The organism is Dietzia sp. oral taxon 368, assembly GCF_002999155.1.
Lineage (GTDB): Bacteria > Actinomycetota > Actinomycetes > Mycobacteriales > Mycobacteriaceae > Dietzia > Dietzia cinnamea.
In genome coordinates, this window is sequence record NZ_CP027238.1 from 1,706,711 (window position 1) to 1,732,653 (window position 25,943).

Below are 25,943 nucleotides of genomic sequence, written 5' to 3' on the forward strand. Positions count from 1 at the left end.
GGCTTGTGGATATTAACCAACCATCCGCGCCACGGCCGGGACAGCCTCGACCGGGCTACTAACCCACCGGCGGTCCCGGTACTCATCGATCCAGGTCACCGCCTGGTCCTCGCCAGAGCAAGAGGTTAGGGGTTCGAGTCCCTTCGGGCGCACAAGTGCAGGAGACCCCGCCACCGGCAGAGATGCAGGAGGCGGGGTCTTCTCGTCGGCGGTGGGGGACGGCCCGGGCCGGCGTGACTCGTTCACAGAGTGGCGCCGGAACGTCCGCACGGTCTCGACCTGGTCCCACACCACGATCACCCAGACGGCCGCGACCAGCCCCCAGCGGATGGCGGTGGCGAGGCCGCCGTCGCCGTCCGCGGGGACGAGATCCGGGTGCAGCACGGTCTGCTGGCTCAGGACGAGGGCGGTGAGGAAGACGCCGAACACGATGTCGGTGGCCATCTCGAGCGCGAGGCGGCCGCGCGACCGTCCCGGCCGCGCCAGGCGCCACACCTGGATGAGCGCGAGCGCGCCGATCAGGACCAGGTAGCTCACGACCCAGCCGGTCGGGATGCCCGGGTTGATCAGCGGCTCGCCCCCGTTGAGGTGGCCGATGTAGAGGAACGTCGACGGGATGAACGGCACGCCGGCCAGGAGCGCCAGCATCACGAGCGAGACGATCGCGTCGGCACGCGTGTCGGTTCCGCTGCCCGGGCGGTCGAGGTCGTCCGGATCCCAGGTCGGCGTCCGCGAGAGCGCGTTGCGTGCGCCCTCCGGGGTGGTTCGCTCGATGATCACCACCACGAGTGTCCACGCCGCGAAGGTCCAGAGGAGGGCGGCGGACGCGGAGGTGATGAGCTGGGCGATGAGGTCGCCGAGCTGGGGGACAGGCGTGGTGGAGACGTAGAGGATGCCGCCGGCCACCGCGGCGATCGTGCCGACGACGGGCACAAGCCACCGCAGAACGCGAGACCACACGGGGTAGACGTCGGGCCCGACGAGGTACTGACGCACGCCCGAATACCGGCGCGCGAGCTGCGCGGGGTCGCCCAGGCGACGCAGGACCGTGTGCTCGGCGGTGGCGGTATCGATCCGGCCGTCGGGGCCGGTGTCGGCGTCGAGTTCGGCGGCGATCATGTCGTCGATGGTCGCGGCGATCTCCTCCGAGATGTCGCCGCGCTGGCCCTCGGGGAGGTGGCGGACCACCTCGGCGATGTAGCGATCGGTGAGTCGGGGCATCACGCATCCGCCTTCCGCAGATCGTCGTAACCGGCGCCCAGCGCCAGCCATTCGGTGTGCAGCCGCTCGGCGGTCTCGGCGCCGAGGGCGGTGGTCTCGTAGTACTTGCGGGGCCGGGGGTCGTCGGTGCGCCAGGTCGACGTGAGCAGGCCCTGGCCCTCCAGGCGGCGCAGCAGCGGGTACAGGGTGTTGGCCTCGGTGACGATGCCGACGTCGGCCAGCGTGGTCAGCAGTCCGTATCCGTACTTGGGCGTCCGGCACGCGATGAGGCTCGCCAGCACCACGGATCCCCGCCGGATCTCCTGGAGGTGGGTGCCCTGTACTGCGTCTACCTCGTCGTCCATGTCTCACACCATAGTGTGCGACGCACACTATGTAAATGGCGCACACCGTGTCCGCCGCGCGGGGTCGCCCGCGCGGGACCGTGGCATCTCTCCAGGGGGGTATGACGGGGGCGACGACGACGAGGTCGCCGCTCGCCTACGTGTGCGCACGCTCGGAGCGCGTGGATCTGCGCCATTCGAACCCTTGTGCACCTGTCGGCGCGCCGGTATGATCGAACTATAGTTCGACATTGGTGGTCATTGTTCGGTGTGGCGCTCGGCGGGGGGGTGGGGGTTGGTGACGACGGCGAGGACGTTGTTCGCGGTCCCTGAGGGTCTGGGCGCGTTGGACATGGCGGCGGTCAGTGAGGCGGCTCGCGCGGCGACGCTGGCGCAGAACCGAGCTGGTGCGACGCGGTTGGAGGCTGCGTATGTGTTGGTCGCGCAGTTCACCCGCGCGGCGCAGACCGAGGACGAGCAGGGGCCTGCGGGGTCGGGTCGGCCGGGGTATGCGCGGTTGGCGCCGGCGGCGCGGGCGCGTGATCATCTGGTGGCGGCGTGTCAGTTGACGTGTTGGCATGCCGAGCGGCTGGTCACGGCGGGGGTGCAGATCCATACCCGTCTGTCCCGCCTTGCGTCGGTGGTGGCGCGGGGGGTGATGCCGGAGCAGATGGCGGTCGATATCGCGTGCCGTCTGGCCGAGGTGCCCGATGCGATCGTGGCCGATGTGGAGGACGAGGTGCTGGCCCGGTTCGCCGGCGATCTCGAGGGTGGGGATCGGCCGAGCCGGTCGGCGGTGGACTCGGCGATCGATGAGGCGGTGGAGCGGTGCGATCCGGCCGGGGCGCAGGAGGCGGCCGAGGCGGCCGCGCAGACCCGCCGGGTCCGGTTCCGCGGTGGGCGTGACGGGATGGCCACGATGTGGGCCAAACTCACCGCCGCTGATGCGGAGTTGCTGCGCCGGCGGATCGATACCGATGCCGCGGTGGCGGCCGCGGACGGGTTGGACCGGCCGATCGATCAGCTGCGCGCGGACGCTCTGGCCGCGCTGGCGGTCTACCCGCCCGACACCGCCGCCGGCGATACCGCCACCACCGACGCCGCCGCGACCGACACCGCCGACGCTGCGGCTGCTGCGGTGGCTGAGGAGTGTGGGATCGAGCTGGGGCAGGTGCGTGCGGGGGCGGATCTGCCGCGGCCGTCGTTGGGGAACGCGGCGCGGGCGGGGGTGCCGATCCGGATCAGTGTGATCGCCTCGGCGGTGCGGGGTCTGCCGAACCGGGTGGAGTTCGTCCACGGCACCTACAGCAGTTTCGAGTGGTTGTGCACGGAGTTGCTGGAGGGCGATGAGGCCAGTGTGCGGTTCGAGCTCATCGACCCCGCGCCGGGCGCGCTGGACAGCCCCGAGCACGCGCTGCGGTACATGATCACCCCGGCGATGGCCGAGCGGATCCGGCTGCGCGACGGCACGTGTCGGCACCCGGGGTGTTCGGTGCCGGCCAAGGACTGCGATGTGGATCATGTGATCGCGTTCAACAAGGGTGATCCGGAACTGGGTGGGCCGACCCTGGAGTGGAACCTGGTGTGCTTGTGCCGCAAGCATCACCGGGAGAAGGCGTTCGGCACCAACACCTACCGGACCGGGCCGCTGGGTGAGTTGATCATCTGCACCGACACCGGGCACGAGCACCGCACCAGACCCAAAGGCCCCCTGGCCCGGGCCCGCGACGCCATCGCCGAACGCGAGTGGGAGGCCTTCGCCGACCGCATCATCGCCGACGACGGCACCCTCATCAACCCACCAGGCCACCCCAGACACGGCCCCCACACCCGCCCCGCCTGACACGCCGCGGCGGCGCTTCCGGCGTGCGTGAAAAGCACCTCGACGGGCCGGCCGGCGTGTGACCGGGCCGGGTCACACGCCGTCGGAATCACCACTGTGGCTCGACGACGATCCACACCACCATGCCGTCGAGCCCCCACAGCGCATCACTGGTGTCGCTCAGGTCGTCGTCGCTTTCGAGGTGCCCTTCTTCCAGAAGAGCGGCCGGGTGAGCAAGCGCCGCCTCGTAGACGGTTCGCGCCTGCGGGCCGGTGAGCATTCCGCAGCCGCGCGGGGCAGGTGTAGGTGCCGGCAACTCGAATTCCGCCGGCGGGGGGCCTGGCCACGCGGGGACGTCGTCGGCGGTCGAGGCGGTGTCGACCATCCCCGGTTGGCACACGATCACGCTCTCCGGGGCGGCCGGCTCCTGCTGGGCGTCGGACGAAACCGAACTCTCGACGGTGGCTTCCGGCGTCGGTGGCGGTCGGAGGGAATCGCCGCTGCCACTGCCGCATGCCACGAGCAGTCCGGTCGCCGCCAGTCCCGCGCCGACGGTGGTGACGAGTCGAGTGCGCATCGCGGCCCCTGTCCGGCGTGAGGAGTACCGGCTGATCGTGTCACACCCCGCGCGGGCATCGCTGTGCGTCGGCTCGGCCTGTCCCCCTCGCGTGAGGGGGTGGTGTGAAGCGGGTCGACGACGGCGAGGGCGGCTGCTTCATAAGGTGTGACGATGCCCGAGTCCGCGCGTCAGGCGCTCCGCCGGAACGGCGGCCATCTGGCGTCGGTGGCGCTGGTGCTCATGTGGAGTTCCGGCTACGTCGGCGCGGAGCTCGGCACCCGCGCCGGCGGCACACCGCTGCAGCTGCTGGCCTGGCGGTTCTCGATCCTCGGCGTTCTGCTGGTGAGCGTCTGCCTCGTGCTGCGGGTGCGGCTGGACGACCGTGCGTCGTGGACCCGGCAGGCCGCCCTCGGCCTGTTCAGCCAGGCCGTGTTCCTGTTCATGATCTTCGAGGGGGTCGCGCGCGGCGTCGACGGCGGCACCGCGGCCCTCATCGCCGCGCTCCAACCGCTGCTCGTGGCCACCGTCGCCGGTCGTGTGCTCGGCGAACGCACGACGGCCGGCATGTGGATCGGTATGGCCCTCGGACTGGCGGGCGTCGTGGTGGTCGTCTCCGGCGGCCTGGACGCGGGGTCCGCACCGTGGTGGGCGTACCTGTTCCCGGCCGCGGGCATGCTCAGCCTGGCGACGGGCACGGTCCTCACCCAGCGCCTGCGGCCCACCGAGACGCTGCTGCAGTCCATCACCATGCAGTCCGTCGTCGCGGGCGTGGTGCTGATGGTCGCAGCGGTGCTGACCGGTCAGGCTGCGCCCGAGGCGGAAACCGACTTCTGGACGGCAGTGGCCTGGCTGGTCTTCCTGTCGACGCTGTGCGGATACGTCCTCTTCGTCTTCGTCACGCGCACGCGCGGCGCCACCGTGGCCAGCGTCCTGCTGTACCTCACCCCGCCCACGACCATGGTCTGGGTGTGGCTCATGTTCGGTGTCCCGATCACCCTCCCGGCGGTGGTGGGGATGGCCGTCAGTGCCGTCGGCGTGATCCTCGTACTACGGTCGCGTCCGGCACCGGCGGCTCAGCGCGCACGGCGGTAGCGCCCGGGCCCGGACGTGACATGTGGACGCCGTGGCCGGGGCGGGAGATGATTCGGGGGTGAACCCCGAGCAGCCTGACCTGCAGCGCGCCCTCGCCGACCTCGACGCCCGCCTCGGGCACATCACGGCGGAGGTCGCGGAGGTCCGGGCCGGGCTGATCGCGCTCGGTCGGCACGCCGGCCCCGCTCAGGCCCCGCAGGCGGCCAGGCCCGGGTCGCCCTGGCAGCCGCCCGGACGGCCAGCGCCCGAACCGCCAGCGCCCGAACCGCCAGCACCCGTACCGCCAGCACCCGTACCGCCAGCGCACGGGGTGCGCCCGGGCCGACCGTGGCAGCCGCCCGCGCGCGAGCACGCATGGCAGTCTGCGCCGCCGCAGCAACCGTGGGCGCCGCCGGCCGAGGCGCGTCCGCCGCGGGCGCCGCGGGTCACCGTCGCCACCGTCATCGCGGCGATCGGCGGATCGGTCATGCTCGCCGGCATCGCCTTCCTGCTGGTCGTCGCCATCCAGGCCGGCCTCTTCCCGCCCATCGCGCGGGTGATCGGCGCCGCCGCGCTCGCGGTGGTCCTCATCGTGCTCGGCCTGCGACTGCAGGCGCGCCACGAACCGACGGCCGAGGCCCCGGTCAACCCCGGCGCGCTCGCGCTCGTGGGGACCGGGCTCGCCGCCGCGATGCTCGACGTCATCGCCGCGACCACCCTCTACCTGTGGATCCCCGTCCCGGCCGCGTTCATGTTCGTCGGCGGACTCGCCCTCGGCGGCGTGGCGCTGGCCCAACGGTGGGGCTCGGGGCTGCTCGCGTGCCTCGTGTCCGCGGGCACGATGCTGCTCGCGCCGTTCATCTCCACGGACGTCGAACTGCCGGTCTTCGTCGCGATCGTCGGCATCGCCACCGCCGCCCTCGCCGCCGATCTCGGGGTGGCCGTCCGCGTGGCGTGGTCCGTCCTCCCCGGCGTCCTGCTGGCCGGATACCTCTCGCAGGCCGCACTCCACTCCCGCGGTGAACAGATCGCGCTCATCGCGACCGCGCTCGTCTTCGCCACCGTCGGAACAGGGGTCGCCTGGTACGACTCACTCCGCCGTAGCCCCGCCGTCGAGAACGCGGCCCTCGTCGTCGTCCCCACCGCGCTGCCCCTCGCGCTCCTGCCCGCCACGTACCTCCTCCGGCCCGGCTGGCCGTACGGCCTTCTCCTCGCCGCGGCCTACCTACTCGTCGCCGGCCGCGCCGGCCGGACCGGCACTAACCACACAGTCCACACAGGTCACACGGACCGCGACCGTCCTGCCACACACCTGTCCGCCGTGACCGGCATCGTCGGCAGCGCGCTGCTGCTGCTCACCTGGGTCGAGCTGGGCGGGCGCGAGATGACCGGCTTCGCCCTCACGCTCAGCGCGCTGACGTACGTCGCGGCGGCCGGTGTATGGGGCCGGCGGTGGCTGCACTGGGTGGCCGGCGCCGCGTCCGTGCTCGCCCTGCTCGTGTACCTGGGTGTCAACGAACCGCACCTCGCGCTCAGCGAACGGCTCGCGGTGCGTGAGTTCAGCTACTGGGACGTCGTCTCCGCGCTCGCCGCCACCGCGCTGGCGGCCGCCGTGACCTGGTGGGTGCGGCGCCGACTGCCCCGCGAGGCCGGGCGCGTGACGATGGTCGGTGCGGTCGTCGCCCTGGCCACCTTCTCGGTGATGATCGTCGCCGCCGGCGTGACGATCGGCGACCTCGCCGGTGCGGCGCGCACCGGCTTCCTCGCCGCGCACCTCGTGGTGACGGTGCTGTGGATCTGCTGCGCGGCGTGGCTCGTCCTCACCCCGAGCCCCCGTATCGCCGACGCCCGCCGGCTCGGGTTCGTCCTGGGCGCACTCGCGCTGGCGAAGCTGCTCCTGCTCGACCTCGCCACGCTGCCGGGCCTGTTCCGCGTGCTGTCGTTCATCGCGGTCGGCGCCGTGATGCTCGCGGTGGCCGTGCGCTACCGCAAGGAGACCGACCCGTCGGGCAGCGGCTCGCCCACGTAGATGAGGAAAGCCCGCGGCTCGGAGCCGGACATCAGCACCTGCACCTCCGGGTGGTCGACCTCGTCGGGATCGTCCGACGGCTGGCTCCACACGACCTCCCCCGCGTCGGTCAGCTCGCGGAGCGCCATCCGCGTGGCGCGCACCCACCGCACGCGCTTGAGTGCCGGCTCGTCCCGGAGCAGGTCGTCCGCCAGCCCCTCCCGGTCGCGCAGATCGACCATGAGACGCTCACCGTCCGGGCACTCGTACGCCATACAGACCTGGTCGACCAGGACGGCCAGCGGCCACGAGGGCGCCGAGCCGAGCAGATCGACGATGATCATGCGCGCGTCCTCCACCTGGCAGGCCGTCGGCGTGGTGAGGATCTGCATGCGGTCGGCGACGCCCTCGGTGATCTCGATCAGCTGAACGGTCATGGTGAACTCCCGGGTCCGACGAGACGGTCCACAAGGGGTTTCGCGGCGCGGCCCGAACCGTCCCGACTGTGACCTAGATCATAGCGCATCGGCGCAGTCGGCGGGTCTCGGCGGGATGACGATCCCGAGAACCGGATCGCCGACCGGGCCCGCCGACGACTCGGGTGTGGTTGTGTCACAGGTGTGACCATCTCGCACACCGGTCCCCTGGACACCACCGGCGACACCGCCGGTGATACCGACGCCGCCTTCACCCTCGCCTACGACGGCGTCGAGCCCCGGGACGAGGGCCTGCGCGAGACCCTCACCTCCACCGGTAACGGCTACATGGCGACCCGCGGCGCGGCCGAATGGGAGGAAGCCGACGACGTCCACTACCCCGGCACCTACGTCCACGGCCTCTACGACCGCGCCACCACCCTGCTCGGCGGCGTCCCGGTCCACAACGAGGACCTGGTCAACCTGCCGAACTGGCTGCCGCTGAAACTCCGCGTCGACGGCGCGGAGGTCCTGCGCCTCGCGGACGTGGAGGTCCTCGACTACCGGCACCGGCTCGACCTCCGCGCCGCCGTGCTCACCCGGCACCTGCGCTTCCGCGACCGCGAGGGACGGGAGACCGAACTGGTCAGCCGCAGGTTCACCTCCATGGCGTCGATGCACCACGCCTACCTCGAGTGGACCCTCACCCCGCTCAACTGGTCCGGGCCCGCCGAGGTCGTCAGTGCGATCGACGGGCGCGTCACCAACGACGGCGTGCCCCGCTACCGCGACCTCGAGGGCACCCACCTCCACCCGGTCGGAACGGAACTCCCGGAGCCCGAGGTGATGGCGCTCAAGACCCGGACCCGCCAGTCCGAGGTCACCGTCAGCGTCGCCGCCCGGACCCGTGTCCTCGCCGTGGGCCAGCAGGTCGAGGTGTCCCGCACCGACTTCCGGACCCCCGACCACGTCCAACAGACGCTGCACCTCGACCTCGAGCGCGGGGTGCCGGTGACCGTGGAGAAGTCGGTGGCGCTGTTCACCTCGCGCGACCCCGCGACGGGCGAAACGCTCGTGCGGGCGCACCGCTCGGTGACCCGGTCGCGCCCGTTCGAGTCCGCTCTCGCGCACCACCGGGAGTCGTGGAGCCGCCTGTGGCAGGCGTGCGACGTGCAGGTGTTCGGCGACGACGAGGCCCAGCACCTCCTGCGCGTCCACATCAGCCACATCCTGCAGACGTGCTCACCCAACACCGCCGATCTCGACGCCGGCGTCCCCGCCCGCGGGATCAACGGCGAGGCCTACCGCGGCCACGTGTTCTGGGACGAGCTGTTCGTCCTGCCGTTCCTCACGTACCGGCTGCCGGGTGTCACCCGCAGCCTGCTCATGTACCGCTACCGTCGCCTGGCCGAGGCGCGCGCCGCCGCCCGGGCCGCCGGCCGCGCCGGCTTCATGTTCCCCTGGCAGAGCGGATCGCTCGGCACCGAGGAGACCCAGGAGGTCCACCTCAACCCGATGTCGGGGACGTGGGACGTCGACCTGTCCCACAACCAGCGGCACGTCAGCGCCGCGATCTTCTACAACGTCTGGCAGTACATCACCACCACCGAGGACACGATGTTCCTCGAATCCCACGGCGCGGAGCTGATGCTCGGCATCGCACGGTTCTGGTCGTCGGCCGCCCACTACTCGTCCGACCGGGAACGCTACGAGATCCACGGCGTGATGGGCCCGGACGAGTACCACGAGAAGTACCCGGGCGCGGCCGAGGGCGGCCTCCGCAACAACGCCTACACCAACGTCTTCGTGGCGTGGATCTGCGACATCTCCGCGCACCTGCTCGACCTGCTGCCCGCACCGCGCGCGGACGCCGTCCGCGCCCGGCTGGAGCTCCGCGACGAGGAGATCGAGCGATGGAAGGACATGAGCCGCCGGATGTTCGTGCCGTTCCACTACGGGATCATCAGCCAGTTCGAGGGCTACGCCGACCTCGAGGAACTGGACTGGGACGCCTACCGCGCGAAGTACGGCGACATCCAGCGCCTCGACCGGATCCTCAAGGCCGAGGGCGACACCCCGGACCGCTACAAGTTGGCCAAGCAGGCCGACGCGGTGATGCTGTTCTTCCTGTTCGGCGACGAGGAACTGCGCCGTGTCTTCACCCGGCTCGGCTACGAGTTCCCCGACGACGCCGCCCGCCGCACGATCGAGTACTACGACCGTCGGACCTCGCACGGATCGACCCTGTCGTACATCACCCATGCCGGAGTCCTCGCCCGCTTCGACCCGGACTCCTCATGGGAGCGGTTCACGGTGGCGCTGCGCAGCGACGTGAGCGACATCCAGGGCGGCACCACCAGGGAAGGCATCCACATGGGCGTCATGGCGGGCACGGTCGACCTCGTGCAGCGTTTCTACGCCGGCATGCGGGCCGAGGGCGGGATGCTCCACCTGGAGCCGAATCTGCCGGGGGCGATCGACGGTGTCTCGTTCACGGTGATCTATCCGTGCTCGCCGCTCACCGTGACGGTGATGCGCGACGAGGTGGTGATCCGGCATCGCGACGGCGTGATCGACGCGACGCCGGTGCGCGTCCGCGTGGCCGGTGAGGAGCGACTGGTCGCGGTCGGCGCCGAGGAACGGTTCAGCCTGGTGTGACCTCGGCACGGGCGTGGCGTCGCGCGGCACGCGCCCGGCGACGTTCCTCGCGACGCTGACGGTCGTGGACCGTCTCGGCCTCGTGGTCGTACGGGCTCCCCCGGAACCGACGGAAAGCGTAGACGAGCAGCGCCAGTGCCACGAGCCCCGAGAAGATGAGGGTGCCGCCGGTGCCCCACCCGCCGACCAGCCACATATCCGGGGAGAGCGGCCACCATCCCGGCACCGCGGATCCGATGCCCCAGAAGAGCCCCAGCCCGATCAGCCAGGCCACGCCGAGCGCCGAGCCGGCGATCCTGGGCCACGACTGGACCCCGCGGGAGGCGCCCTCCATGGCGAGCCGCTTGACCGTGAGGAGGCGCCGGTCGAACCACTCGTACTGTCTCGAGAGCACGACGGTTCCGGCGAAGAGCATGAGTAGTCCGGGGCCGGGCAGGAACAGCGCGGCGACGCCCAGGGCGACGAGCGTCCAGCCGAGCACCTCCAGGCCGAGGCGCCTCGCCGCGACGTAGCCGAGTCTTCTCACCGGACCATCGTGACAGAAACCAGGGGCGGCACAGGGTGTGTGGGGGTCAGGCGGGGACCGTGGATCGGTACTCGTCGGCGGCGCGGACCCCCGCCTCGAGGTCGACCTCGGGCCAGCCGTCGGGAGAGTGGAGCACCGCGGCCAGCTGCGCGGCGGTGAGTCCGGCCCCGGCGTCCAGCAGCGCCTCGACGGCGTCCGGGTCGGGGTCGTCCAGGAGCGTGGAATCGGCCAGGTCGTCGATGATGTCGTGCAGCGCCGCCCGCGTCACGGGAAATAGTTCGGGGTCGAAGCCGTCGTCGACGGGCTGGTCCAGCCGCCACCAGCGCGTCCCGTCCCAGCCGTACAGGAATCCCAGGTACGCCCCCCGGAACCGCGCGTGTTCGGCGCCGCGGCGCCACCAGCCGGGTGCGTCGCCCACGAGGTCGGTGCCGGCCTCGCCGGCGCGCCCGCTGCCCTCGGTGAGGGAGAACTCGTGGTGCCAGCCGGCGAGGAGGGCGCGCCCGTCACCGGGCCGCAGGAGGGCCATCCACATCCCCTCCGCGCCGGCCCAGTGCAGGGCCGTGGCGGTGGGCGGATCGTGCTCGAATCCGACCGCCGCGCGGACCGCGGCGTCCACGGCGAGGAGGGCGGCGATGTCGTCGGGCGTCGAGTCCGTGTCCACCGGGAGCAGGGCCATGCGGCCCAGGTTAAACCCGATCGACGACGACGAGGTGACGATCGCGGTGAACGTCCGGCGCCCCGCGGGTGTCACAGGGGTGCACGACCGCGCGGATCGTGGAGCGAACCCGCTGCGGCCGGCCCGGGCGGCTCGTACGGTGGACGCATGACCAGTGACACCGCACACAGGCTCCCGCCGGGCCCGCGGGCGCCCCGTCTCCTGCAGGCGGTGCTCGCCCTCGCCGCCCCCGCGGCCGTGTTCCCCGCGGCGGCCCGCCGGTACGGGGTGCCGTTCACGCTCGATCTCATGCCCCGGGGGCGGAAGGTCGTCGCGGTCTCCGAGCCCGCGCAGGTCAAGGACGTGTTCGCCGGCTCGCCGTCGGTCTTCCACGCCGGTAAGGGCAACGAACTGCTCCGGCCCCTCCTGGGAGATCACTCGCTCCTGCTGCAGGACGGCGACGAACACGCCCGCGCGCGGCGGCTCCTGGCGCCCGCGTTCGGGCGGCGCGAGATCGCCGGCTACCGCGAGCTCGTCGAGGAGGTGACCGCCGAGCAGCTGTCCCGGTGGCCGCGATCGGGGCGGGTCCGCGCGCACGTCCTGCTCAACCAGCTCACCCTCGAGGTGATCCTGCGGGTCGTGTTCGGCGTGACCGACTCCGCGCGGTTGGACCGGATACGGCCGATCGTCGCCCGGGCGGTCGACGCCGGGCCGGTCGTGATGATCGGCCTCGGGATCGGTCCGTTGCGCAGGCTGTGGCCGTGGAGCCGCGAGGTGCGCGACCTCGAGACCATCCACGAGTTCCTCGGCGAGGAGATCGAGGCCGCCCGGCGCGACCCGGCGCTCGCGGAGCGGCGGGACCTCATGGCGCTGCTGGTGCGCGCCTCGGCCACCGACGCGCAGGGGCTCTCGGACGCGGAGCTGCGCGACCAGCTCATGACCCTCGTCGCGGCCGGGCACGAGACCACGGCCACGGCCATGGCGTGGTCGATGCTCGAGCTGGCCCGCCATCCGCGGGTCCAGGAACGCTGCGTCGCCGAGATCGCCGGGGACGGGGCGGAGTACCTCGACGCCGTGCTCAAGGAGGTCCTGCGACTGCATCCGGTCGTGCCCATGGTCATGCGGGAGCTGCAGGAACCGGCCACCATCGGCGGGCGCACCTATCCGCGGGGCGTGACCGTGTCGCCGTCGATCGTCCTGGCCCACCGCTCGTCGGGGACCTATCCGTCGCCCGGCGACTTCGACCCGGGGCGGTTCCTGGGCGAGGTGCCCACGCCCACGGAGTGGCTGCCGTTCGGTGGCGGGGCGCGCCGGTGCATCGGTGCGTCGTTCGCGATGATGGAGGGCGAGGTCATCCTGCGGCAGCTTCTCGGGCGGTACCGACTGGAGCCGGTCGGCAGCGGGCGGGAGTGGCCGCGCTCGCGCAATGTGACGCTCTACCCCTGGCGCCGGGCGCGCGTGGACCTGCGTCCACGCTGAGGTGGCGGGGGAGATCGATGTGCGTTTTACTGAAGATTTTCCTACCGTGGTCGGTGTGAACGCTCCTCAGTCGTCCTCCCCGCCGTCCGAAGCGCCGCGCGCCTCAGCTCCCCGCATGTACACGTGGATCTCTGAGACCGGCAGGGTGATCGAGCAGGTCAGAGTCGTCCCCAGGGGTGAGTCCGCGCGTGCCCGTGGGCGGATCGTCTCCGCCGCGCATCCCGAGCACGTGGCCTTCACGGTCGAATACGACGCGGAGATCGGCTCGGATCAGGCCCTGCGTCGGGTCGGGCTGACGGTGAGCACCGAGGAGTACGAGCGGTCCATAGACCTGGCCTGCGACGACGAGGGCGCCTGGCTTCTCGACGATCCGAGCGGCACCCGGTCCCGCGTGGTCGACGACGGAGTGGTCGACGTGGACGTCACCTACAGCGTGTTCTTCGCCAGCGTCATGATCCGGCGCCTCGGGCTGCACGCCCAGCCCGGATCCGAGGAGCAGCGCGTGCTCTCGGTGGACTGCATGACTCTCGACGTCACCCAGGACACGGTCACCATGTCGAGCGACGACGAGCAGGTCCACGGGTTCACGGCGACCGCCTCGACCAGCGCGACTGTTGACGCCGACGGCGTCATCATCGACGTGCCGGGGCTCAGCCGCCGGGCCTGAACGGCCTGCCGCCGGGCCTGACCTCCCGGCCCGCCGCCCCCGCCGCGCGCAACTCCTCGAGCCACCCCGCGGCTCCCGGCGTGACCTCCACCGGCCCGCCGGTCCCGGTCTGCGCCTCCTCGTAGGCGCGGCGTGCGCGGTGCCCGTCGTCGACGAGCGGTCCCAGCGTTCCCCGCTCGGCCAGCGACGCCCGAGCGTCCCGGAGATCGGCCAGGCAGTCGTCCAGCACGCCCAGTAGCGCGTCCCGGTTGGGCTCACAAATGGCCCGCACCAGATCGGGGGCCGTGCTCGCCACGCGTGTGCCGTCGCGGAACGATCCGGCCGCCAGTGCGAGCGCGAGGTCCCCGCCCCGCCCACCGGCCAGCGCGAGCGCCTCGGCGAGGACGTGTCCGAGGTGGGAGATCCGGGCGACCGCCGCGTCGTGCTCGGCCGACGTCGCCGAGAGGATCCGCGCACCGGTGTCGGAGGCGAGGCGCGCGACCCGCGCCCAGGTGTCTGGGTCGGCGTCGTCATCCGCCGCGACGAGCCACCTGGCGTCGCGGAACAGGTCCGGGTCGCTTGCGTCCCAGCCGGAGTGGGCGGTGCCGGCCATGGGGTGCCCGCCCACGAACCGCGCCCCGAGACCGTGCCGCCGCACCGCGTCCAGGACGGGCCCCTTGACGCTGATGACGTCGGTGAGGGCGGTGCCGGGCGCGTGCTCGGCCACCGCGCCCAGGACCGCGTCGAGGGCGGGGAGGGGGACGGCGACGACGACGAGGGCATCGGCCTGCCGGGCCCGGCGGAGCGTGTCGTGCAGGTCGGTGGTGACGGCGAAACCGGCGGCGGTGGCGGCCTCGGCGCCTGCGGCGGAACGGTTCCATCCGAAGATCCGTTCGGGGCCGAGGGCCCGCATCAGCGAACCGCCGATCAGACCCGCCCCGAGCACGCACACGTCCGCCGTCACCGTCACCTGACAAGGTTCTCACAGCAGACTACGGTTGAGCCCATGGCCAGCAGCTCTGACCGACACGCCCGCGACTCCGACGACGACTCGGTGACGGGCATCGCGCTCGGGGTGGTGCAGGACGGCGGGTCGTGGCAGGTCACCCGCCTGGAGGACGCCGCGCTGGCGAGTCTCGACGACGCCGCGCGGCAGGTCCGCGCGCTGCGGGCGGAGGGGCCGTCGTTCGGGCTGGTGGACGTGGACCACGAGTTCTTCGTGATCCTGCGCCCGGGGCCGTCCGGCATGCGGCTCATGCTCTCCGACGCCACGGCGTCGCTGGACTACGACATCGCCGCTGACGTGCTCGACGAGCTCAACGTGGATGTGCCCGACATGACCGACGAGGAGCTCGAGGACACCGATCCCTGGGGCGAGGGCGACATGGCGATCCTCGAGGACATGGGCCTGCCGGCCGGGGTACTAGAGATCATCGTCTCCGAGGTGGACCTGTACGCGGACGAGCAGTTGCAGTCCGTGGCAGAGCGGATGGGCTTCGGCGACGAGTTCGAGCGGCACCTGCCCGACTCGTGAGGGCGCACCGGGCGAACGAGGCCCTCGTGCGTCGTGCGCTGGCCGTCGCCGCCGGGACGCCGCCGGAGGATGTGCCCGTGGGCGCGGTCGTCGTCGGTCCGGACGGTACCGAGTTGGCCGCCGCCACCAATCGCCGGGAAACCGACGGTGACCCGTTCGCGCACGCCGAGGTGCTCGCGCTTCGCGAGGCCGCCCGGGTGCTCGGTGACGGCTGGCGGCTCGAGGACTGCACACTCGTGGTGACGCTCGAGCCCTGCACGATGTGCGCGGGGGCGGCGGTCGCGGCGCGGGTGGGCCGGATCGTGTTCGGGGCGTGGGAGCCGCGGACCGGGGCCTGCGGCTCGCTGTGGGACGTCGTGCGCGATCGGCGGCTGGTGCACCGACCCGAGGTGTACGGCGGCGTGCTGGAGGACGAGTGCGCGGCTGTTCTCGAGGGTTTCTTCCGCGCCCGCCGCTGACGCCGGTCCGCCCGCCCGGTGATCCGATCGTGACCTGCGCGCGGTGGAGGCCTCGGCCGGGCGTGGATACGGTGGATCTCGAGAGGCGCCGGGCCCCGGCGCCGCGATCGAGAGGAGTACCACATGGGAGTGGGAGACAAGTTCTCGAACAAGGCCGAGGAGCTGGGCGGCCGCGCCAAGGAGTCCGCGGGCGCCGCGACGGGCGACCGTGATCTGCAGGCCGAGGGTCAGGCCGACCAGGGCGCGGCGGGCCTGAAGCAGGGCGCCGAGAAGCTCAAGGACAAGGCCAACGAGGCCGCCAGCAAGCTCACCGGCAACGACAAGTGAGTGCGCGCCCGCGCCGCCGCCGGCGGGGCGGGCCCCGGTAACCCGGGAGCGCAGGGCGCGCCGATTTTTCTCCGCGGGCCCTCGTGCAGTAGCCTGATCGGCGGTGGCGTGTCCGAGCGGCCGAAGGTGCAGCACTCGAAATGCTGTGTTGGGTAACCCCCAACCGTGGGTTCAAATCCCACCGCCACCGCCACGGGGAGAGCCCCGGATCTCGAGAGAGGTCCGGGGCTCTCGCCATTTCCGCGGTCGGGCCCGCCGCCGCTCCAGGCCCGCAACCGCCACCTCGGCCCCGCCGGGCAGCCGCTCCCGCGCCTGGCGTCTCGCTCCTGTGCCTGCTCGCGTCGACTGCTCCCGCCCCTCGCCATGGCGTCTGGCCCGCCCCGCGGTACGCGCGAGACGCCATGGCGAGGGGCGGCGGCTGCGAGGGGCGGTTACGAGTGGGGGGGCGGCTGCGAGGGGCGGGCGCGCGGTGGGTCGGGGCCGTGGGCAGGCTCAGGTGTGGTCTGCGGCGCAGGTGACATCGTCGACGAAATCCGGGAGCGATACGACCGCGTTGAGCGTCGCCAGTGCCGAATCGATCACCGCCGCCTGCGGGAGCCCGGACTCCTCGCCCAGCAGCGCGAGCTCCTCGACCCCCGCGAGCCAGGCACGCGTCAGCACCAGCGCCATCGGGCCCGCCCCGTCCACCCCGATGCTGTCGAGGATCCGCAGACTGATCGTGCGGTGCATGCCGTCGACGACCTGCTCCAACGCCGGATCGACCGCCCGGCCCGAACGCAGGACCGCCACGTAGTTGTCGCGCCGACGCTGGATGTAGCGGACCAGAGCCGTGACGATCGCGCGGGTGCAGTCCTCCGCGCTGGTGCCCTCCGGGACCTCCGTCAGCGACAGCACGTGGTCGGCCGCCGCCCGGACGACAGAGGTGAGGTAGTCCAGCTTGGTGGGGAAGTAATGGAACAGCAGACTGCGGGACACACCGGCCCGCTCCGCCACGTCGTCCAGGGACAGAGCATGGAAAGGCACCGTCTCCAACAGCCGGATCCCCAACACGACCAGTTGCGAACGGCGTTCCTGCTTGGAGAGCCGTCGTCCTCCCGTTGCGGTCATGGCACACCTCGTCGTCGTACTCATCGACGCGCGCGTCGCGCCCCCCGGCGTCGCCACCCACGTCCCCCGGCCGACGCACAGCTCCATCTTAGGGTCACGTCCACGATCCCGGACCGACATGCCACGATGGAGTGATGCCCGACAGCGCCGCACCCGACACCCGCCCCACCACCTTCGACGTGGGGGAGCGGATGGTTCTCGACGGCACCGCCGGCGGGCGCACCGGCGTCATCCACACGCCCCACGGCGACATCGCCACCCCGGCGTTCATCCCCGTCGGCACCAAGGCCACGGTCAAGACGCTCACACCCGAGCAGGTCCGCTCGACCGGCGCGCAGGCCGTGCTGGCCAACGCCTACCACCTGTACCTGCAGCCCGGCCACGAGATCGTCGACGCCGCCGGCGGTGTGGGCGAGTTCATGCGCTGGGACGGGCCCACCTACACCGACTCCGGCGGGTTCCAGGTGATGAGCCTGGGCGTGGGGTTCAAGAAGATCATCGAGATGAGCGCGGGAACCAAGGCGGCCCCCGACGACTCGGCGACCAACAAGGGCCAGGGCCGGCTCGCGAAGGTCGACGAGGACGGCGTCACCTTCACCTCGCACCTTGACGGCTCGCGGCACCGCTTCTCGCCCGAGGTGTCGATGCGGATCCAGCACTCGCTGGGGGCCGACATCATCTTCGCCTTTGACGAGCTCACCACCCTGATGAACACCCGCCGGTACCAGGAGAACTCGGTGGAGCGGACCCGCCGGTGGGCGCAGCGCTGCCTCGACGAGCACGAGCGGCTGTCCACTGAGCGGACGCATCGGCCGGGGCAGTCGTTGTGGGGAGTGGTCCAGGGCGCGCAGTTCGAGGACCTGCGGCGGCAGGCCGTGCGCGGGCTCGTGGAGATGAGCGAGCGCGCCGAGGACCAGGGGAGGCGCGGGTTCGGCGGCTACGGCATCGGCGGCGCGCTGGAGAAGGAGAACCTCGGCACGATCGTGGGCTGGTGCACCGAGGAGTTGCCCGAGGACCGGCCACGGCACCTTCTGGGCATCAGCGAGCCCGACGACATCTTCACCGCGGTGGAGAACGGGGCCGACACCTTCGACTGCGTCGCGCCCACCCGGCTCGCGCGCCATGGCGGGATCTACACGCTCGACGGGCGGGTCAACATCACCCGCGCGCAGTTCCGGCACGATCACACGCCGCTCGACCCGGAGGGCCCGTCAGAGGTTTCGCGCGAGTACAGCCGCGCCTACCTGCACCACCTGTTCAAGGCCAAGGAGTTCCTCGGCTCCACCCTGCTGACACTGCACAACCTCGCCTTTGTGGTGCAGCTCGTCGACGAGGTGCGCGCGGCCATGGCGGCCGGGCCCGACGAGTACCTCGCCTACAAGACCGAATTCCTGGGCCGGTACTACTCGAAGTAGATCGAGTGGTGCAGGGAGCAGCCCGGGTTGAACGGCGACGCGCACGACGGGCAGGAGTCCGCCTCCAAATAGTCGCTGATGGAGAGCGTCGACCGACACACCCCGCACAGGATCGCGGGGGTGTCGAACCGGTCCGCCGGCCACGCCGAGACCGGGTGGTCGACGGCGTCGGCGTGGCAGCGGAAACACGGGTAGAACTCGCCGCAGCAGTGAAAGCGGATCGCGACGATGTCCAGCGGGCCGGCGTAGTGGACGCAGCGGGTCTGATCATCGACGGTCGCGCCGAGGACCGTCACGGCGGGCGGGGTCATGCCGCCGATTGTGACAGGGCCGACCCCGACAGTGCGGCCTGGTAGCTGGGCTCGCGCTTCTTGATCCACGCGATGACCAAGTACGTCACGGGCAGGAGCACCGCTTCGACGAGGGTCTTCCAGACGAACCCGATGACGACGTAGTTCCAGTAGTCACCCGACCAGAGCGCCATGCCCAGTGCCGGGGCGGCGATCGTACAGAAGACCGTCGTGTCGGCGAGCTGGCCGACCACGGTCGAGCCGAGCAGCCTCGCCCACAGACTCCGCTCACCTGTGCGCCGCTTCATCCACACCAGGACGTACGAGTTGAGCAGTTCGCCCACCACGTACCCGGCGAGCCCCGCGAGGAAGAACTGCGGAATGACGCCCGCGACAGCCTCGAACGCGTCCTGGTTCTCGTAGAACGGCGCGGCGGGCAGATACACGGTGGCCGTGAAACTCAGTGCCGCCAGGGCGAGGACCGCGAACCCCGACAGCACGACCTGGCGCATCGCGCGGAAGCCGTACACCTCGCTGATCACGTCGCCGAGCACGTAGGCCAGCGGGAAGAGCAGGAAGGCGCCGTCGGTCACGAGACCGTCGACGGACACGAACCCGAGTTGGAACGACAGGTCGGGGAAGAGGAGGACGCCCTTGGTCCCGGTGACGTTGCTGATGAGCATCACGCCGACGAACAGGGCGATGAGGTAGGCGAAGTAGGGGCTGCCGAAGGTGGCGAACGCGGGCTGGCTGCGGTCGGGGGTCCGGGTGCGGTCGGGGGTCCGGGAGCTGCGCGCCGGCTCGGGAGTGATCCCGTCCGGCCGCCCAGTCCCTCTCGATAGCCCGGTCCCGTGCGGATCCCGGGGCTCGGGGGTCTGCGATGAAATGGTCACGAGCGACGATTATCCGGGCAGACGCGCGCCCGCGACGAATCCGGCCCGCGGAGTCACGCCACCACCCAGGGGCCGGATCGCAGGGACTCGGCCGTGACCACCCCACGCAACGCCTCGATCGAGTCCGCGCCCTCCGGCCCACCGAGCGAGGCCACGATCCGGGCGATCGCGGCCCTCGTCGTCGTCCCCTCTTGCGCCAGGTCGGCCAGCGTCACCGCGCCGTCCCGCTTCGCCAGCCGCTGACCCGCGGCGTTCACCGCGAGCGGCACGTGGACGTACTGCGGATGCGGGAGGCCGAGCAGATCCGCGAGGTGCACCTGACGGGGAGTCGAGGAGAGCAGGTCCTCGCCGCGTACGACCTGGTCCACGCCCTGCTCGGCGTCGTCGACCACCACCGCCAGGTTGTACGCCCACACGCCGTCTCCGCGGCGCAGCACGACATCGTCGACGATCCCCGTGTAGTGCCCCTGGACGAGGTCGGGGATCGTCAACTCGTCGACCGTCGCGCGCAGCCGCAGTGCCGGCACCCGGCCGGGACCGAGCGCCGAGCGGCGACGCTCACGCTCCGCCTCGGGCAGATCCCGGCACGTACCCGGATAGGCGCCGGGCGGGGAGTGCGGCGCCTGCGGGGCCTCGGCGATCTCTCTACGCGAGCAGTAGCACTCGTAGACCAGGCTCTGGTCCGCCAGCTGGTCGGCGGCCGCGGCGTAGGCGTGCGAGCGCGCGGACTGCCACATGATCTCGCCGTCCCAGTCGAGGCCGATCGCCGCCAGGTCCGCCAGCTGCCGCTCCGCCACCCCGGGCCGGGCGCGCGCGGCGTCGAGGTCGTCGACCCGCATCCGGAACGACCGCCCCGAATCCCGCGCCAGCACCCACGCCGCCACCGCCGTGCGCAGATTGCCCAGGTGCAGGTCGCCGGAGGGACTCGGAGCGTAGCGGCCGGCGCCGGGCGGGAGGAGGCTAGCGGGAGTTTCCACGTCAACAGGGTAGGTGGCGCGGTCGTGGAGGGGCGCGGGGCGCAGGGGCGCGCCGGGTCGTGGTGGGGCGGGGCGCGTGGGCCGCGCGCCAGGACCGCCCGCCGCGCGGCGAGGTGCCAGACTGGAGGAATGAGCGCAGACGCCGACAACTCACGCCCCGACGCCGACGACCAGACCCGCCTCACCGAAGAGCAGATCGCTGAGGGCCTCGCCGACCTGCCCGGCTGGGCCCTGTCCGAGGGATCGCTGACCTACACCGCCGTGTGCGAGTCGCCGCAGGCCGCGATCGACCTGGTCGCCGCCATTGGCCAGGCCGCCAACTCGCAGAACCATCACCCCGACCTCCTGTGGAGCTACGACGAGGTGACCCTTGACCTGCGCAGTCACGACGTCGACGGCGTCACCCGGCGAGACCTGCGGCTGGCGCGGTCGATCTCGGCGCTGTCCGGCGAGTTCGACGCGACCCCGCTCGGCCTGGGGGAGTAGGGCCGGAGGTCAGGGGCCCGGTCCTCTGCTCGGCGTGGAGGCGGCGTCCGGGGGGGGCGCGGCCGTGACGCGGCCTACCCGGCGAACGCGGCGGCCGCCCCGGCGAGGTCGAGCAGCGGCTGCGGCATGATCCCCAGCAGGACCCTCACGATCGCCGGGACCGCCACAACCGTGTCGGACATCTGACCTCATCTCCCTACCCAGCGCTGGTGGAATGGTCCCGTGGGCCAGCGTGAGTGGGGCCGGATGCGCTGGCGGTGTGCCCGGCGGGGCGCGGGGACTCGGGCGCGTGGGGGTGCGAGCGGGTATGCCTTGCCAGGCGGCGTACCGGGAAATGTGCGACGCGGCCCGGTGCTCGAGAGCTCCGGGCCGCGTCCGCGGCGGAGGATAGGGGATTTGAACCCCTGAGGGGCTATAAACCCCAACCCGCGTTCCAGGCGAGCGCCATAGGCCACTAGGCGAATCCTCCGTGGAGGACAATACCGAGGAAGGCCGAGCGGAGGCAAACCGTCATCCTCCGGGGTGGGTGGCGTGCGGGCTCGGGGGTGACCCGGCTATACTCGTACCCGGACCCCGCGCGGCGTCCATCCTGTGAACTCCCCCAGGGCCGGAAGGCAGCAAGGGTCAGCGGGCTCTGGCGGGTGCGCGGGGTCCCCTTATGTCTTGGGACATGTCTTAGGGCACTAACACCACCGATGTAGTCGACCCCCGCCGGAGGCCACCGTGGCGCTGTCCGATCTCCCCGCCGACGACCTCGCTCGCATCGAGTCGCGACTGGCCGCCGAGTACGACGCGCTCGCGGACAAGGGTCTCGCCCTGGACCTCACCCGCGGGAAGCCCTCGCCCGAGCAGCTCGATCTCTCGGAGGCGCTGCTGTCGCTGCCGGGGGAGGGGGACCACCTGGCCGGCAAGACCGACGTGCGCAACTACGGCGGCGGCGCCGGGCTCCCCGAACTGCGATCGATCATCGCCGAACTGCTGGGCACCGAGACGGGCAGGGTGATCGCCCAGGACAACGCCAGCCTGTCGATCATGTACGACCTGCTCGTCTTCTCGATGCTCTTCGGTACGCCCGACTCGCAACGGCCCTGGAAGGACGAGCCCGCCCTGCGCTGGCTGTGCCCGGTGCCCGGTTACGACCGCCACTTCTCCATCACGCAGGCCCTCGGCATCGAGATGATCCCCGTGCCCCTCGGGCCCACGGGTCCGGACATGGACGAGGTCGAGCGCCTCGTGGCCGCCGACCCGTCCATCAAGGGCATCTGGTGCGTCCCGATCTTCGCCAACCCCACCGGCGCGGTCTACGACGACCACACCGTCTCCCGCCTGGCCCGTATGGCCACCGCGGCACCCGACTTCCGCGTGGTGTGGGACAACGCCTACGTCGTCCACACGCTCACCGAGGACTTCCCCAAGGTGCCGGACGTGGACGCCCTGGCCGCGGAGGCCGGGCACCCCAACCGCTTCTGGCAGGTGTGTTCGACCTCCAAGATCACCTTCGCCGGCGCGGGCGTGTCGTTCCTGTCGTCGTCCTCGGCGAACCTGGACTGGTACCTCGGCCACACCTCTGTGCGCACGATCGGCCCGAACAAGGTCAACCAGCTCGCGCACGCGCGCTTCTTCGGCGACGCCGAGGGGGTCCGCGCCCATATGCTCCGCCACCGCGAGGTCATCGCGCCGAAGTTCGAGGCCGCGGCCGCCGCGCTGGCCCGCCGTCTCGGCGAGTACGACGTCGCCCGCTGGACCCGGCCCGAGGGCGGCTACTTCATCGACCTCGAGGTGGTCGACGGGACCGCGACCGAGACCGTTCGCCTGGCCAAGGAGGTCGGGGTCGCGCTGACCCCCGCCGGCTCGGCCTATCCCTACGGGCAGGACCCCGACGACCGGCACATCCGTCTGGCGCCCACCCTCCCGCCGCTCGCAGAGGTCGAGACCGCCATGGACGTGGTGGGTCTGTGCGCGCTACTCGCGGCGTGCCGCGCGACGCTCGCCGGCTGACGTCCCGGTGGGCGGGATCGCTGTAACAGTTGGCTCGCTGTCGTTAATCCAGGCCCCTACCGGAGCAGGCTGCTCTCCGGCGATGGCGCCGCGCTCGATCTCGAAGTGACCAGCGGTTCTACCTGCGAGTGATCTCAGACACGTTCTCGCATGATGGACGTTGCGATCCGCAGGTTGGGCGACCCTGTGACGTGGGCAAACGCCTGAACGGCTGACTGTTGAGCAACTGTCAGCAACAAGAACGTCTTGGCGCGGGAGTGGGTCATCTGGTTGTATCTATCCCGTCCGGGCCAGAGGGATGCGGACACCGGAGTACAGCTGAGGGGCTGTAAGGGGCCGGTGTCAGGTATCGGTTCGGGAACCGTGCTGCGGGGGTCTGAGGGGGCCCGATCCGCGCGCGAGGGACGTCGGGAGGGGCTGCGCAGAGCGTGGCCCCTCCGGTCATTTCCGCACTCATATGCGCACACCCCGCGGGGTGCCTGCCGGGACGCGATCGGTCTCATCGTCGTCGTACCCCCTGGGTACCCTCTAGGCGTGGCTCTCTATCGGAAGTATCGCCCCGCCTCCTTCGCCGAGGTCGTGGGCCAGGAGCACGTCACCGAACCGCTGTCGGTGGCGCTGTCCTCCGGCCGTATCAACCACGCCTATCTCTTCTCCGGGCCGCGCGGCTGCGGCAAGACCTCGTCCGCCCGTATCCTCGCGCGCTCACTCAACTGCGTGCAGGGCCCCACCGCGACCCCGTGCGGCGAGTGTGACTCGTGCGTGGCGCTCGCGCCCGGCGGCAACGGGACGCTCGACGTCACCGAGCTCGACGCGGCCAGCCACGGCGGTGTCGATGACACGCGTGACCTGCGCGAGCGGGCGTTCTTCGCGCCGGCGTCGTCGCGGTACCGGGTGCTCATCATCGACGAGGCCCACATGGTCACCAACGCGGGCTTCAACGCGCTGCTCAAGATCGTGGAGGAGCCGCCGGAGCACCTCATCTTCATCTTCGCGACCACCGAGCCGGAGAAGGTGCTGCCCACCATCCGCTCGCGCACGCACCACTACCCGTTCCGGCTGCTCACGCCGTCGTCGATGCGGGGGTTGCTCGAGCGGATCTGCGACCAGGAGGGCGTGAAGGTCGAACCGACCGTGTTCCCGCTGGTCATCCGCGCGGGCGGAGGCTCGCCGCGTGACACCCTCAGCGTGCTCGACCAGCTCATGGCCGGCGCCGGCGAGGAGGGCATCACCTACCCGCGCGCGGTGAGCCTGTTGGGGGCCACCGAGGTCGCGCTCATCGACGACACAGTGGACGCCCTTGCCGCCGGCGACGGCGCCACGTTGTTCCGGACCGTCGACAAGGTCGTCGAGGCCGGGCACGACCCGCGCCGGTTCGCCGCCGACCTCCTGCAGCGGCTGCGCGACCTCATCATGGTGCAGTCCGTGCCACAGGCGATCGAGCGCGGTCTGGTCGACGCCCCGGTCGAGCAGGCCGAGACCATGAGGCGGCAGGCCGAGCAGATCGGCCCCGCGACCCTCGCACGCTGCGCGGACATGGTGCACGAGGGGATGGCCTCGATGCGCGGGGCCACTTCACCGCGGTTGCTGCTGGAGATCCTCTGCGCCAAGCTCCTGCTGCCGTCGGCCGACGACTCCATGGCAGCCCTGCTCCAGCGCGTCGAATCGCTGGAGTCGGGATCCGTAATCCCGGGCACCGCGCCGGTCGCCGCGGGTGGCGCAGGTGGCGCGGCCGCGTCGGGTGGCGGGGTAGGGGGCGACGACGACGAAGCCCGCACCGCCCCCGCCGGCGGGCCCACCCCACAGTCTTCGGCACCCGCGGAGGGGCGACCCAAGTTCGTCCGCCGGTCGCAGCAGCAAGCCGCGGAGACCGCAGCGCAACCGGCGCCGCCCGCCGCCGCGCCGGCGGCTACCAAGCCTGCCGCGCCGCCCGCCGCGCCGCCCGCCGCTGCGCAGGGGCCGACTACGTCAGCATCGGCCCCGTCTGCGCCGCCCGCCGCGGAGCCCGCGCCCAGCCAGCCGGCCGTGGCCGCCGATCCCGCCGCGCCGGCCGTGCCCGGCGAGTCCGTGGCCGAGCAGCAGGCGGCCCACCAGTCGTCGCCACCCACCGGTTACCGGGAGCCGTATCAGGCGGAGCCCCAGTCGCCGGAGCCCGCTCCCGCTCCCGCTCCCGCTCCCGCTCCCGCGGCCGACGGGGGATCGGCGGCGGAGACCGACGACCCGTGGCGGGACCGGCCCGCTCAGCAACTCGAGCCGGGGGCCCCGTCGCAGCCCACGCAGCGGCCCTCCGCTCCGGGATCGCTGTCGCCGACGCCCACCGGTCCCGAGCCGGGCCCCGAGGCCGCGCCCGAGTCCGGACAGTCGGCGGCGGCCCCGGCTCCCGGTATCGAGGCCGAGGACATCCGCCGCGCCTGGCCGGCGATCCGCGAAGCCGTCCGTACCCGTACCCGCACGGTCGAGGTGATGCTCGCCGGTGCGACGGTCGCGGGCGTGGACGGCCGGGTGATCCACCTGGTCCACGACTACGCGCCGCTGGCCAAACGACTGTCCCAGCCGCACAACGCGACCGCGATCACGGACTCGATCACGGAGGTCGTGGGCGGTGACTGGACCATCCGCTGCACCTCCGGAGGCGCGCCCGCAGGTGCCGGAAGCGCTCCCGCTGCCCCGGAGGCGGTTCCACCGGCACCCGTGCGGGGGGCCGCCGCGGACCCTACTGACGCCCCCGGTTCTCCCCGACAGGGTGAGCCGCGGGGCTGGGAGCGTCGTCTCCGCGCCGCGGACGCCGCGCAGGGCGAGAGCGGCGGTCGAGGTGGCTACGACGACATCCCGCCTCCGCCCGAAGAGCCCGACCCCGAGCCGGGTGAACCGGACAGCCCGCCCCCGCCGCCGGTCAGCGAGGACGAGATGGTCGACGAGGCACGAAGCGGCCCCCAGAATCTCGACCACCGCACCGGCGAGGACATCGCGTTGGCCCTGCTCAAGGAACACCTCGGGGCCCGTCCGCTCGAGCGCTGACCCACCCGGATCGCCGCGCGCCGGGGCACGGTGTCCCAGCTGGCGGTTACGCTGGA

At 71.9% G+C, this 25,943-nt stretch carries 24 protein-coding genes, 2 tRNA genes and 1 other RNA gene; 15 read left to right on the plus strand and 12 right to left on the minus strand.

Going from position 1 to position 25,943, the window contains the following annotated elements; genetic code table 11:
- Positions 1-12 precede the first annotated feature (12 nt).
- Both C3V38_RS07985 and C3V38_RS07990 read right to left on the minus strand, forming a co-directional pair.
- Positions 13-1,221, minus strand: a complete 1,209-nt coding sequence (locus tag C3V38_RS07985) for a hypothetical protein (protein WP_254425917.1) — start codon at positions 1,219-1,221, stop codon at positions 13-15.
- Entirely contained in the window at positions 1,221-1,565 is a 345-nt protein-coding gene (locus tag C3V38_RS07990) for a PadR family transcriptional regulator (protein ID WP_007633348.1), read from the minus strand. The genes C3V38_RS07985 and C3V38_RS07990 overlap by 1 nt, the downstream gene beginning before the upstream one ends.
- 331 nt (positions 1,566-1,896) lie before the next feature.
- Here C3V38_RS07990 and C3V38_RS07995 point away from each other — a divergent pair, with 331 nt between their 5' ends.
- Positions 1,897-3,387, plus strand: coding sequence for a DUF222 domain-containing protein (locus C3V38_RS07995; RefSeq protein WP_371412147.1), 1,491 nt, complete (start codon positions 1,897-1,899; stop codon positions 3,385-3,387).
- 88 nt (positions 3,388-3,475) lie between these two features.
- Here the strand turns inward: C3V38_RS07995 and C3V38_RS08000 are convergent, their stop codons facing one another.
- Entirely contained in the window at positions 3,476-3,943 is a 468-nt protein-coding gene (locus tag C3V38_RS08000; protein WP_061229918.1) for a hypothetical protein, read from the minus strand.
- 153 nt (positions 3,944-4,096) lie between these two features.
- Between C3V38_RS08000 and C3V38_RS08005 the strand changes: the two genes are divergently transcribed.
- The gene (locus C3V38_RS08005; protein WP_061917507.1) at positions 4,097-5,017 is read left to right on the plus strand and encodes a DMT family transporter; all 921 of its coding nucleotides are present in this window, start codon (positions 4,097-4,099) and stop codon (positions 5,015-5,017) included.
- A gap of 58 nt (positions 5,018-5,075) precedes the next feature.
- A complete protein-coding gene (locus C3V38_RS08010; RefSeq protein WP_106385492.1) occupies positions 5,076-7,025 on the plus strand; it encodes a DUF2339 domain-containing protein in 1,950 nt (649 codons plus the stop codon).
- On the opposite strand, the gene C3V38_RS08015 is transcribed toward C3V38_RS08010, so the two are convergent.
- A complete protein-coding gene (locus C3V38_RS08015) occupies positions 6,980-7,441 on the minus strand; it encodes a hypothetical protein (RefSeq protein WP_106385493.1) in 462 nt (153 codons plus the stop codon). The genes C3V38_RS08010 and C3V38_RS08015 overlap by 46 nt on opposite strands.
- Before the next feature lie 183 nt (positions 7,442-7,624).
- Between C3V38_RS08015 and C3V38_RS08020 the strand changes: the two genes are divergently transcribed.
- Positions 7,625-10,078 (plus strand): glycoside hydrolase family 65 protein, encoded by a 2,454-nt coding sequence (locus C3V38_RS08020; RefSeq protein WP_106385494.1) that lies wholly within the window; start codon positions 7,625-7,627, stop codon positions 10,076-10,078.
- Here the strand turns inward: C3V38_RS08020 and C3V38_RS08025 are convergent.
- Positions 10,065-10,604: a PGPGW domain-containing protein gene (locus C3V38_RS08025; RefSeq protein WP_106385495.1), complete on the minus strand. Its 540-nt coding sequence runs from the start codon at positions 10,602-10,604 to the stop codon at positions 10,065-10,067. The genes C3V38_RS08020 and C3V38_RS08025 overlap by 14 nt on opposite strands.
- Positions 10,605-10,650: 46 nt before the next feature.
- Positions 10,651-11,280, minus strand: a complete 630-nt coding sequence (locus C3V38_RS08030) for a hypothetical protein (RefSeq protein WP_106386409.1) — start codon at positions 11,278-11,280, stop codon at positions 10,651-10,653.
- Between the two features lie 147 nt (positions 11,281-11,427).
- Between C3V38_RS08030 and C3V38_RS08035 the strand changes: the two genes are divergently transcribed.
- The gene (locus C3V38_RS08035; protein ID WP_106385496.1) at positions 11,428-12,738 is read left to right on the plus strand and encodes a cytochrome P450; all 1,311 of its coding nucleotides are present in this window, start codon (positions 11,428-11,430) and stop codon (positions 12,736-12,738) included.
- Between the two features lie 55 nt (positions 12,739-12,793).
- The gene (locus C3V38_RS08040) at positions 12,794-13,405 is read left to right on the plus strand and encodes a putative glycolipid-binding domain-containing protein (RefSeq protein WP_254425919.1); all 612 of its coding nucleotides are present in this window, start codon (positions 12,794-12,796) and stop codon (positions 13,403-13,405) included.
- Here the strand turns inward: C3V38_RS08040 and C3V38_RS08045 are convergent.
- Positions 13,389-14,354 (minus strand): prephenate dehydrogenase, encoded by a 966-nt coding sequence (locus tag C3V38_RS08045; protein ID WP_106385498.1) that lies wholly within the window; start codon positions 14,352-14,354, stop codon positions 13,389-13,391. The genes C3V38_RS08040 and C3V38_RS08045 overlap by 17 nt on opposite strands.
- Before the next feature lie 36 nt (positions 14,355-14,390).
- Here C3V38_RS08045 and C3V38_RS08050 point away from each other — a divergent pair, with 36 nt between their 5' ends.
- The 4 genes from C3V38_RS08050 (at position 14,391) to C3V38_RS08065 (ending at position 15,896) form a co-directional block, all read left to right on the plus strand.
- Positions 14,391-14,918 carry a tRNA adenosine deaminase-associated protein gene (locus tag C3V38_RS08050; protein WP_106385499.1) on the plus strand — a complete coding sequence of 176 codons (528 nt, stop codon included), beginning with the start codon at positions 14,391-14,393 and terminating at the stop codon, positions 14,916-14,918.
- A 26-nt stretch (positions 14,919-14,944) separates the two neighbouring features.
- Positions 14,945-15,376 (plus strand): nucleoside deaminase, encoded by a 432-nt coding sequence (locus C3V38_RS08055; RefSeq protein WP_254425920.1) that lies wholly within the window; start codon positions 14,945-14,947, stop codon positions 15,374-15,376.
- 123 nt (positions 15,377-15,499) lie between these two features.
- Complete coding sequence (locus C3V38_RS08060) at positions 15,500-15,703, plus strand: CsbD family protein (protein WP_007627815.1); 204 nt, start codon at positions 15,500-15,502, stop codon at positions 15,701-15,703.
- 102 nt (positions 15,704-15,805) lie between these two features.
- Positions 15,806-15,896: transfer RNA gene (locus C3V38_RS08065), tRNA-Ser, on the plus strand.
- Between the two features lie 299 nt (positions 15,897-16,195).
- Here the strand turns inward: C3V38_RS08065 and C3V38_RS08070 are convergent.
- Positions 16,196-16,810, minus strand: coding sequence for a TetR/AcrR family transcriptional regulator (locus C3V38_RS08070; RefSeq protein WP_106385501.1), 615 nt, complete (start codon positions 16,808-16,810; stop codon positions 16,196-16,198).
- 134 nt (positions 16,811-16,944) lie between these two features.
- Between C3V38_RS08070 and tgt the strand changes: the two genes are divergently transcribed.
- Complete coding sequence (tgt, locus tag C3V38_RS08075; protein ID WP_174705767.1) at positions 16,945-18,225, plus strand: tRNA guanosine(34) transglycosylase Tgt; 1,281 nt, start codon at positions 16,945-16,947, stop codon at positions 18,223-18,225.
- Here the strand turns inward: tgt and C3V38_RS08080 are convergent.
- Genes C3V38_RS08080 through gluQRS form a run of 3 tightly spaced genes read right to left on the minus strand, consistent with a single transcriptional unit; the run spans position 18,213 to position 20,385 of the window.
- Positions 18,213-18,536, minus strand: a complete 324-nt coding sequence (locus C3V38_RS08080) for a CHY zinc finger protein (protein ID WP_106385502.1) — start codon at positions 18,534-18,536, stop codon at positions 18,213-18,215. The two genes, tgt and C3V38_RS08080, sit on opposite strands and share 13 nt — an antisense overlap.
- Positions 18,533-19,408 carry a queuosine precursor transporter gene (locus C3V38_RS08085; RefSeq protein WP_106385503.1) on the minus strand — a complete coding sequence of 292 codons (876 nt, stop codon included), beginning with the start codon at positions 19,406-19,408 and terminating at the stop codon, positions 18,533-18,535. Before C3V38_RS08085 ends, C3V38_RS08080 begins: the two co-directional genes overlap by 4 nt.
- A gap of 53 nt (positions 19,409-19,461) precedes the next feature.
- A complete protein-coding gene (gene gluQRS / locus C3V38_RS08090; protein ID WP_106385504.1) occupies positions 19,462-20,385 on the minus strand; it encodes a tRNA glutamyl-Q(34) synthetase GluQRS in 924 nt (307 codons plus the stop codon).
- A gap of 129 nt (positions 20,386-20,514) precedes the next feature.
- On the opposite strand from gluQRS, the gene C3V38_RS08095 reads away from it, so the two are divergent.
- Positions 20,515-20,871 (plus strand): 4a-hydroxytetrahydrobiopterin dehydratase, encoded by a 357-nt coding sequence (locus tag C3V38_RS08095; protein WP_061229690.1) that lies wholly within the window; start codon positions 20,515-20,517, stop codon positions 20,869-20,871.
- Positions 20,872-21,252: 381 nt separating this feature from the next.
- Here the strand turns inward: C3V38_RS08095 and C3V38_RS08100 are convergent.
- Positions 21,253-21,340, minus strand: a tRNA-Ser gene (locus tag C3V38_RS08100).
- A 96-nt stretch (positions 21,341-21,436) separates the two neighbouring features.
- Between C3V38_RS08100 and ffs the strand changes: the two genes are divergently transcribed.
- The 3 genes from ffs to C3V38_RS08115 all read left to right on the plus strand — a co-directional run bounded on the left by ffs (position 21,437) and on the right by C3V38_RS08115 (position 25,887).
- Positions 21,437-21,531: signal recognition particle sRNA small type (gene ffs / locus C3V38_RS08105), an RNA gene on the plus strand.
- A gap of 63 nt (positions 21,532-21,594) precedes the next feature.
- Positions 21,595-22,869: an aminotransferase class I/II-fold pyridoxal phosphate-dependent enzyme gene (locus C3V38_RS08110; protein WP_106385505.1), complete on the plus strand. Its 1,275-nt coding sequence runs from the start codon at positions 21,595-21,597 to the stop codon at positions 22,867-22,869.
- Positions 22,870-23,403: 534 nt separating this feature from the next.
- Positions 23,404-25,887 (plus strand): DNA polymerase III subunit gamma and tau, encoded by a 2,484-nt coding sequence (locus tag C3V38_RS08115; RefSeq protein WP_106385506.1) that lies wholly within the window; start codon positions 23,404-23,406, stop codon positions 25,885-25,887.
- Positions 25,888-25,943 lie beyond the last annotated feature (56 nt).

Excerpts from the sequence above, each read along its gene's own strand:
- C3V38_RS07985 (WP_254425917.1), bottom strand. The coding sequence starts at position 1,221 with ATGCCCCGACTCACCGATCGCTACATCGCCGAGGTGGTCCGCCACCTC.
- C3V38_RS07990 (WP_007633348.1), bottom strand. The coding sequence starts at position 1,565 with ATGGACGACGAGGTAGACGCAGTACAGGGCACCCACCTCCAGGAGATC.
- C3V38_RS07995 (WP_371412147.1), top strand. The coding sequence starts at position 1,897 with ATGGCGGCGGTCAGTGAGGCGGCTCGCGCGGCGACGCTGGCGCAGAAC.
- C3V38_RS08000 (WP_061229918.1), bottom strand. The coding sequence starts at position 3,943 with ATGCGCACTCGACTCGTCACCACCGTCGGCGCGGGACTGGCGGCGACC.
- C3V38_RS08005 (WP_061917507.1), top strand. The coding sequence starts at position 4,097 with ATGCCCGAGTCCGCGCGTCAGGCGCTCCGCCGGAACGGCGGCCATCTG.
- C3V38_RS08015 (WP_106385493.1), bottom strand. The coding sequence starts at position 7,441 with ATGACCGTTCAGCTGATCGAGATCACCGAGGGCGTCGCCGACCGCATG.
- C3V38_RS08030 (WP_106386409.1), bottom strand. The coding sequence starts at position 11,280 with ATGGCCCTGCTCCCGGTGGACACGGACTCGACGCCCGACGACATCGCC.
- C3V38_RS08035 (WP_106385496.1), top strand. The coding sequence starts at position 11,428 with ATGACCAGTGACACCGCACACAGGCTCCCGCCGGGCCCGCGGGCGCCC.
- C3V38_RS08050 (WP_106385499.1), top strand. The coding sequence starts at position 14,391 with ATGGCCAGCAGCTCTGACCGACACGCCCGCGACTCCGACGACGACTCG.
- C3V38_RS08060 (WP_007627815.1), top strand. The coding sequence starts at position 15,500 with ATGGGAGTGGGAGACAAGTTCTCGAACAAGGCCGAGGAGCTGGGCGGC.
- C3V38_RS08070 (WP_106385501.1), bottom strand. The coding sequence starts at position 16,810 with ATGACCGCAACGGGAGGACGACGGCTCTCCAAGCAGGAACGCCGTTCG.
- tgt (WP_174705767.1), top strand. The coding sequence starts at position 16,945 with ATGCCCGACAGCGCCGCACCCGACACCCGCCCCACCACCTTCGACGTG.
- C3V38_RS08080 (WP_106385502.1), bottom strand. The coding sequence starts at position 18,536 with ATGACCCCGCCCGCCGTGACGGTCCTCGGCGCGACCGTCGATGATCAG.
- C3V38_RS08095 (WP_061229690.1), top strand. The coding sequence starts at position 20,515 with ATGAGCGCAGACGCCGACAACTCACGCCCCGACGCCGACGACCAGACC.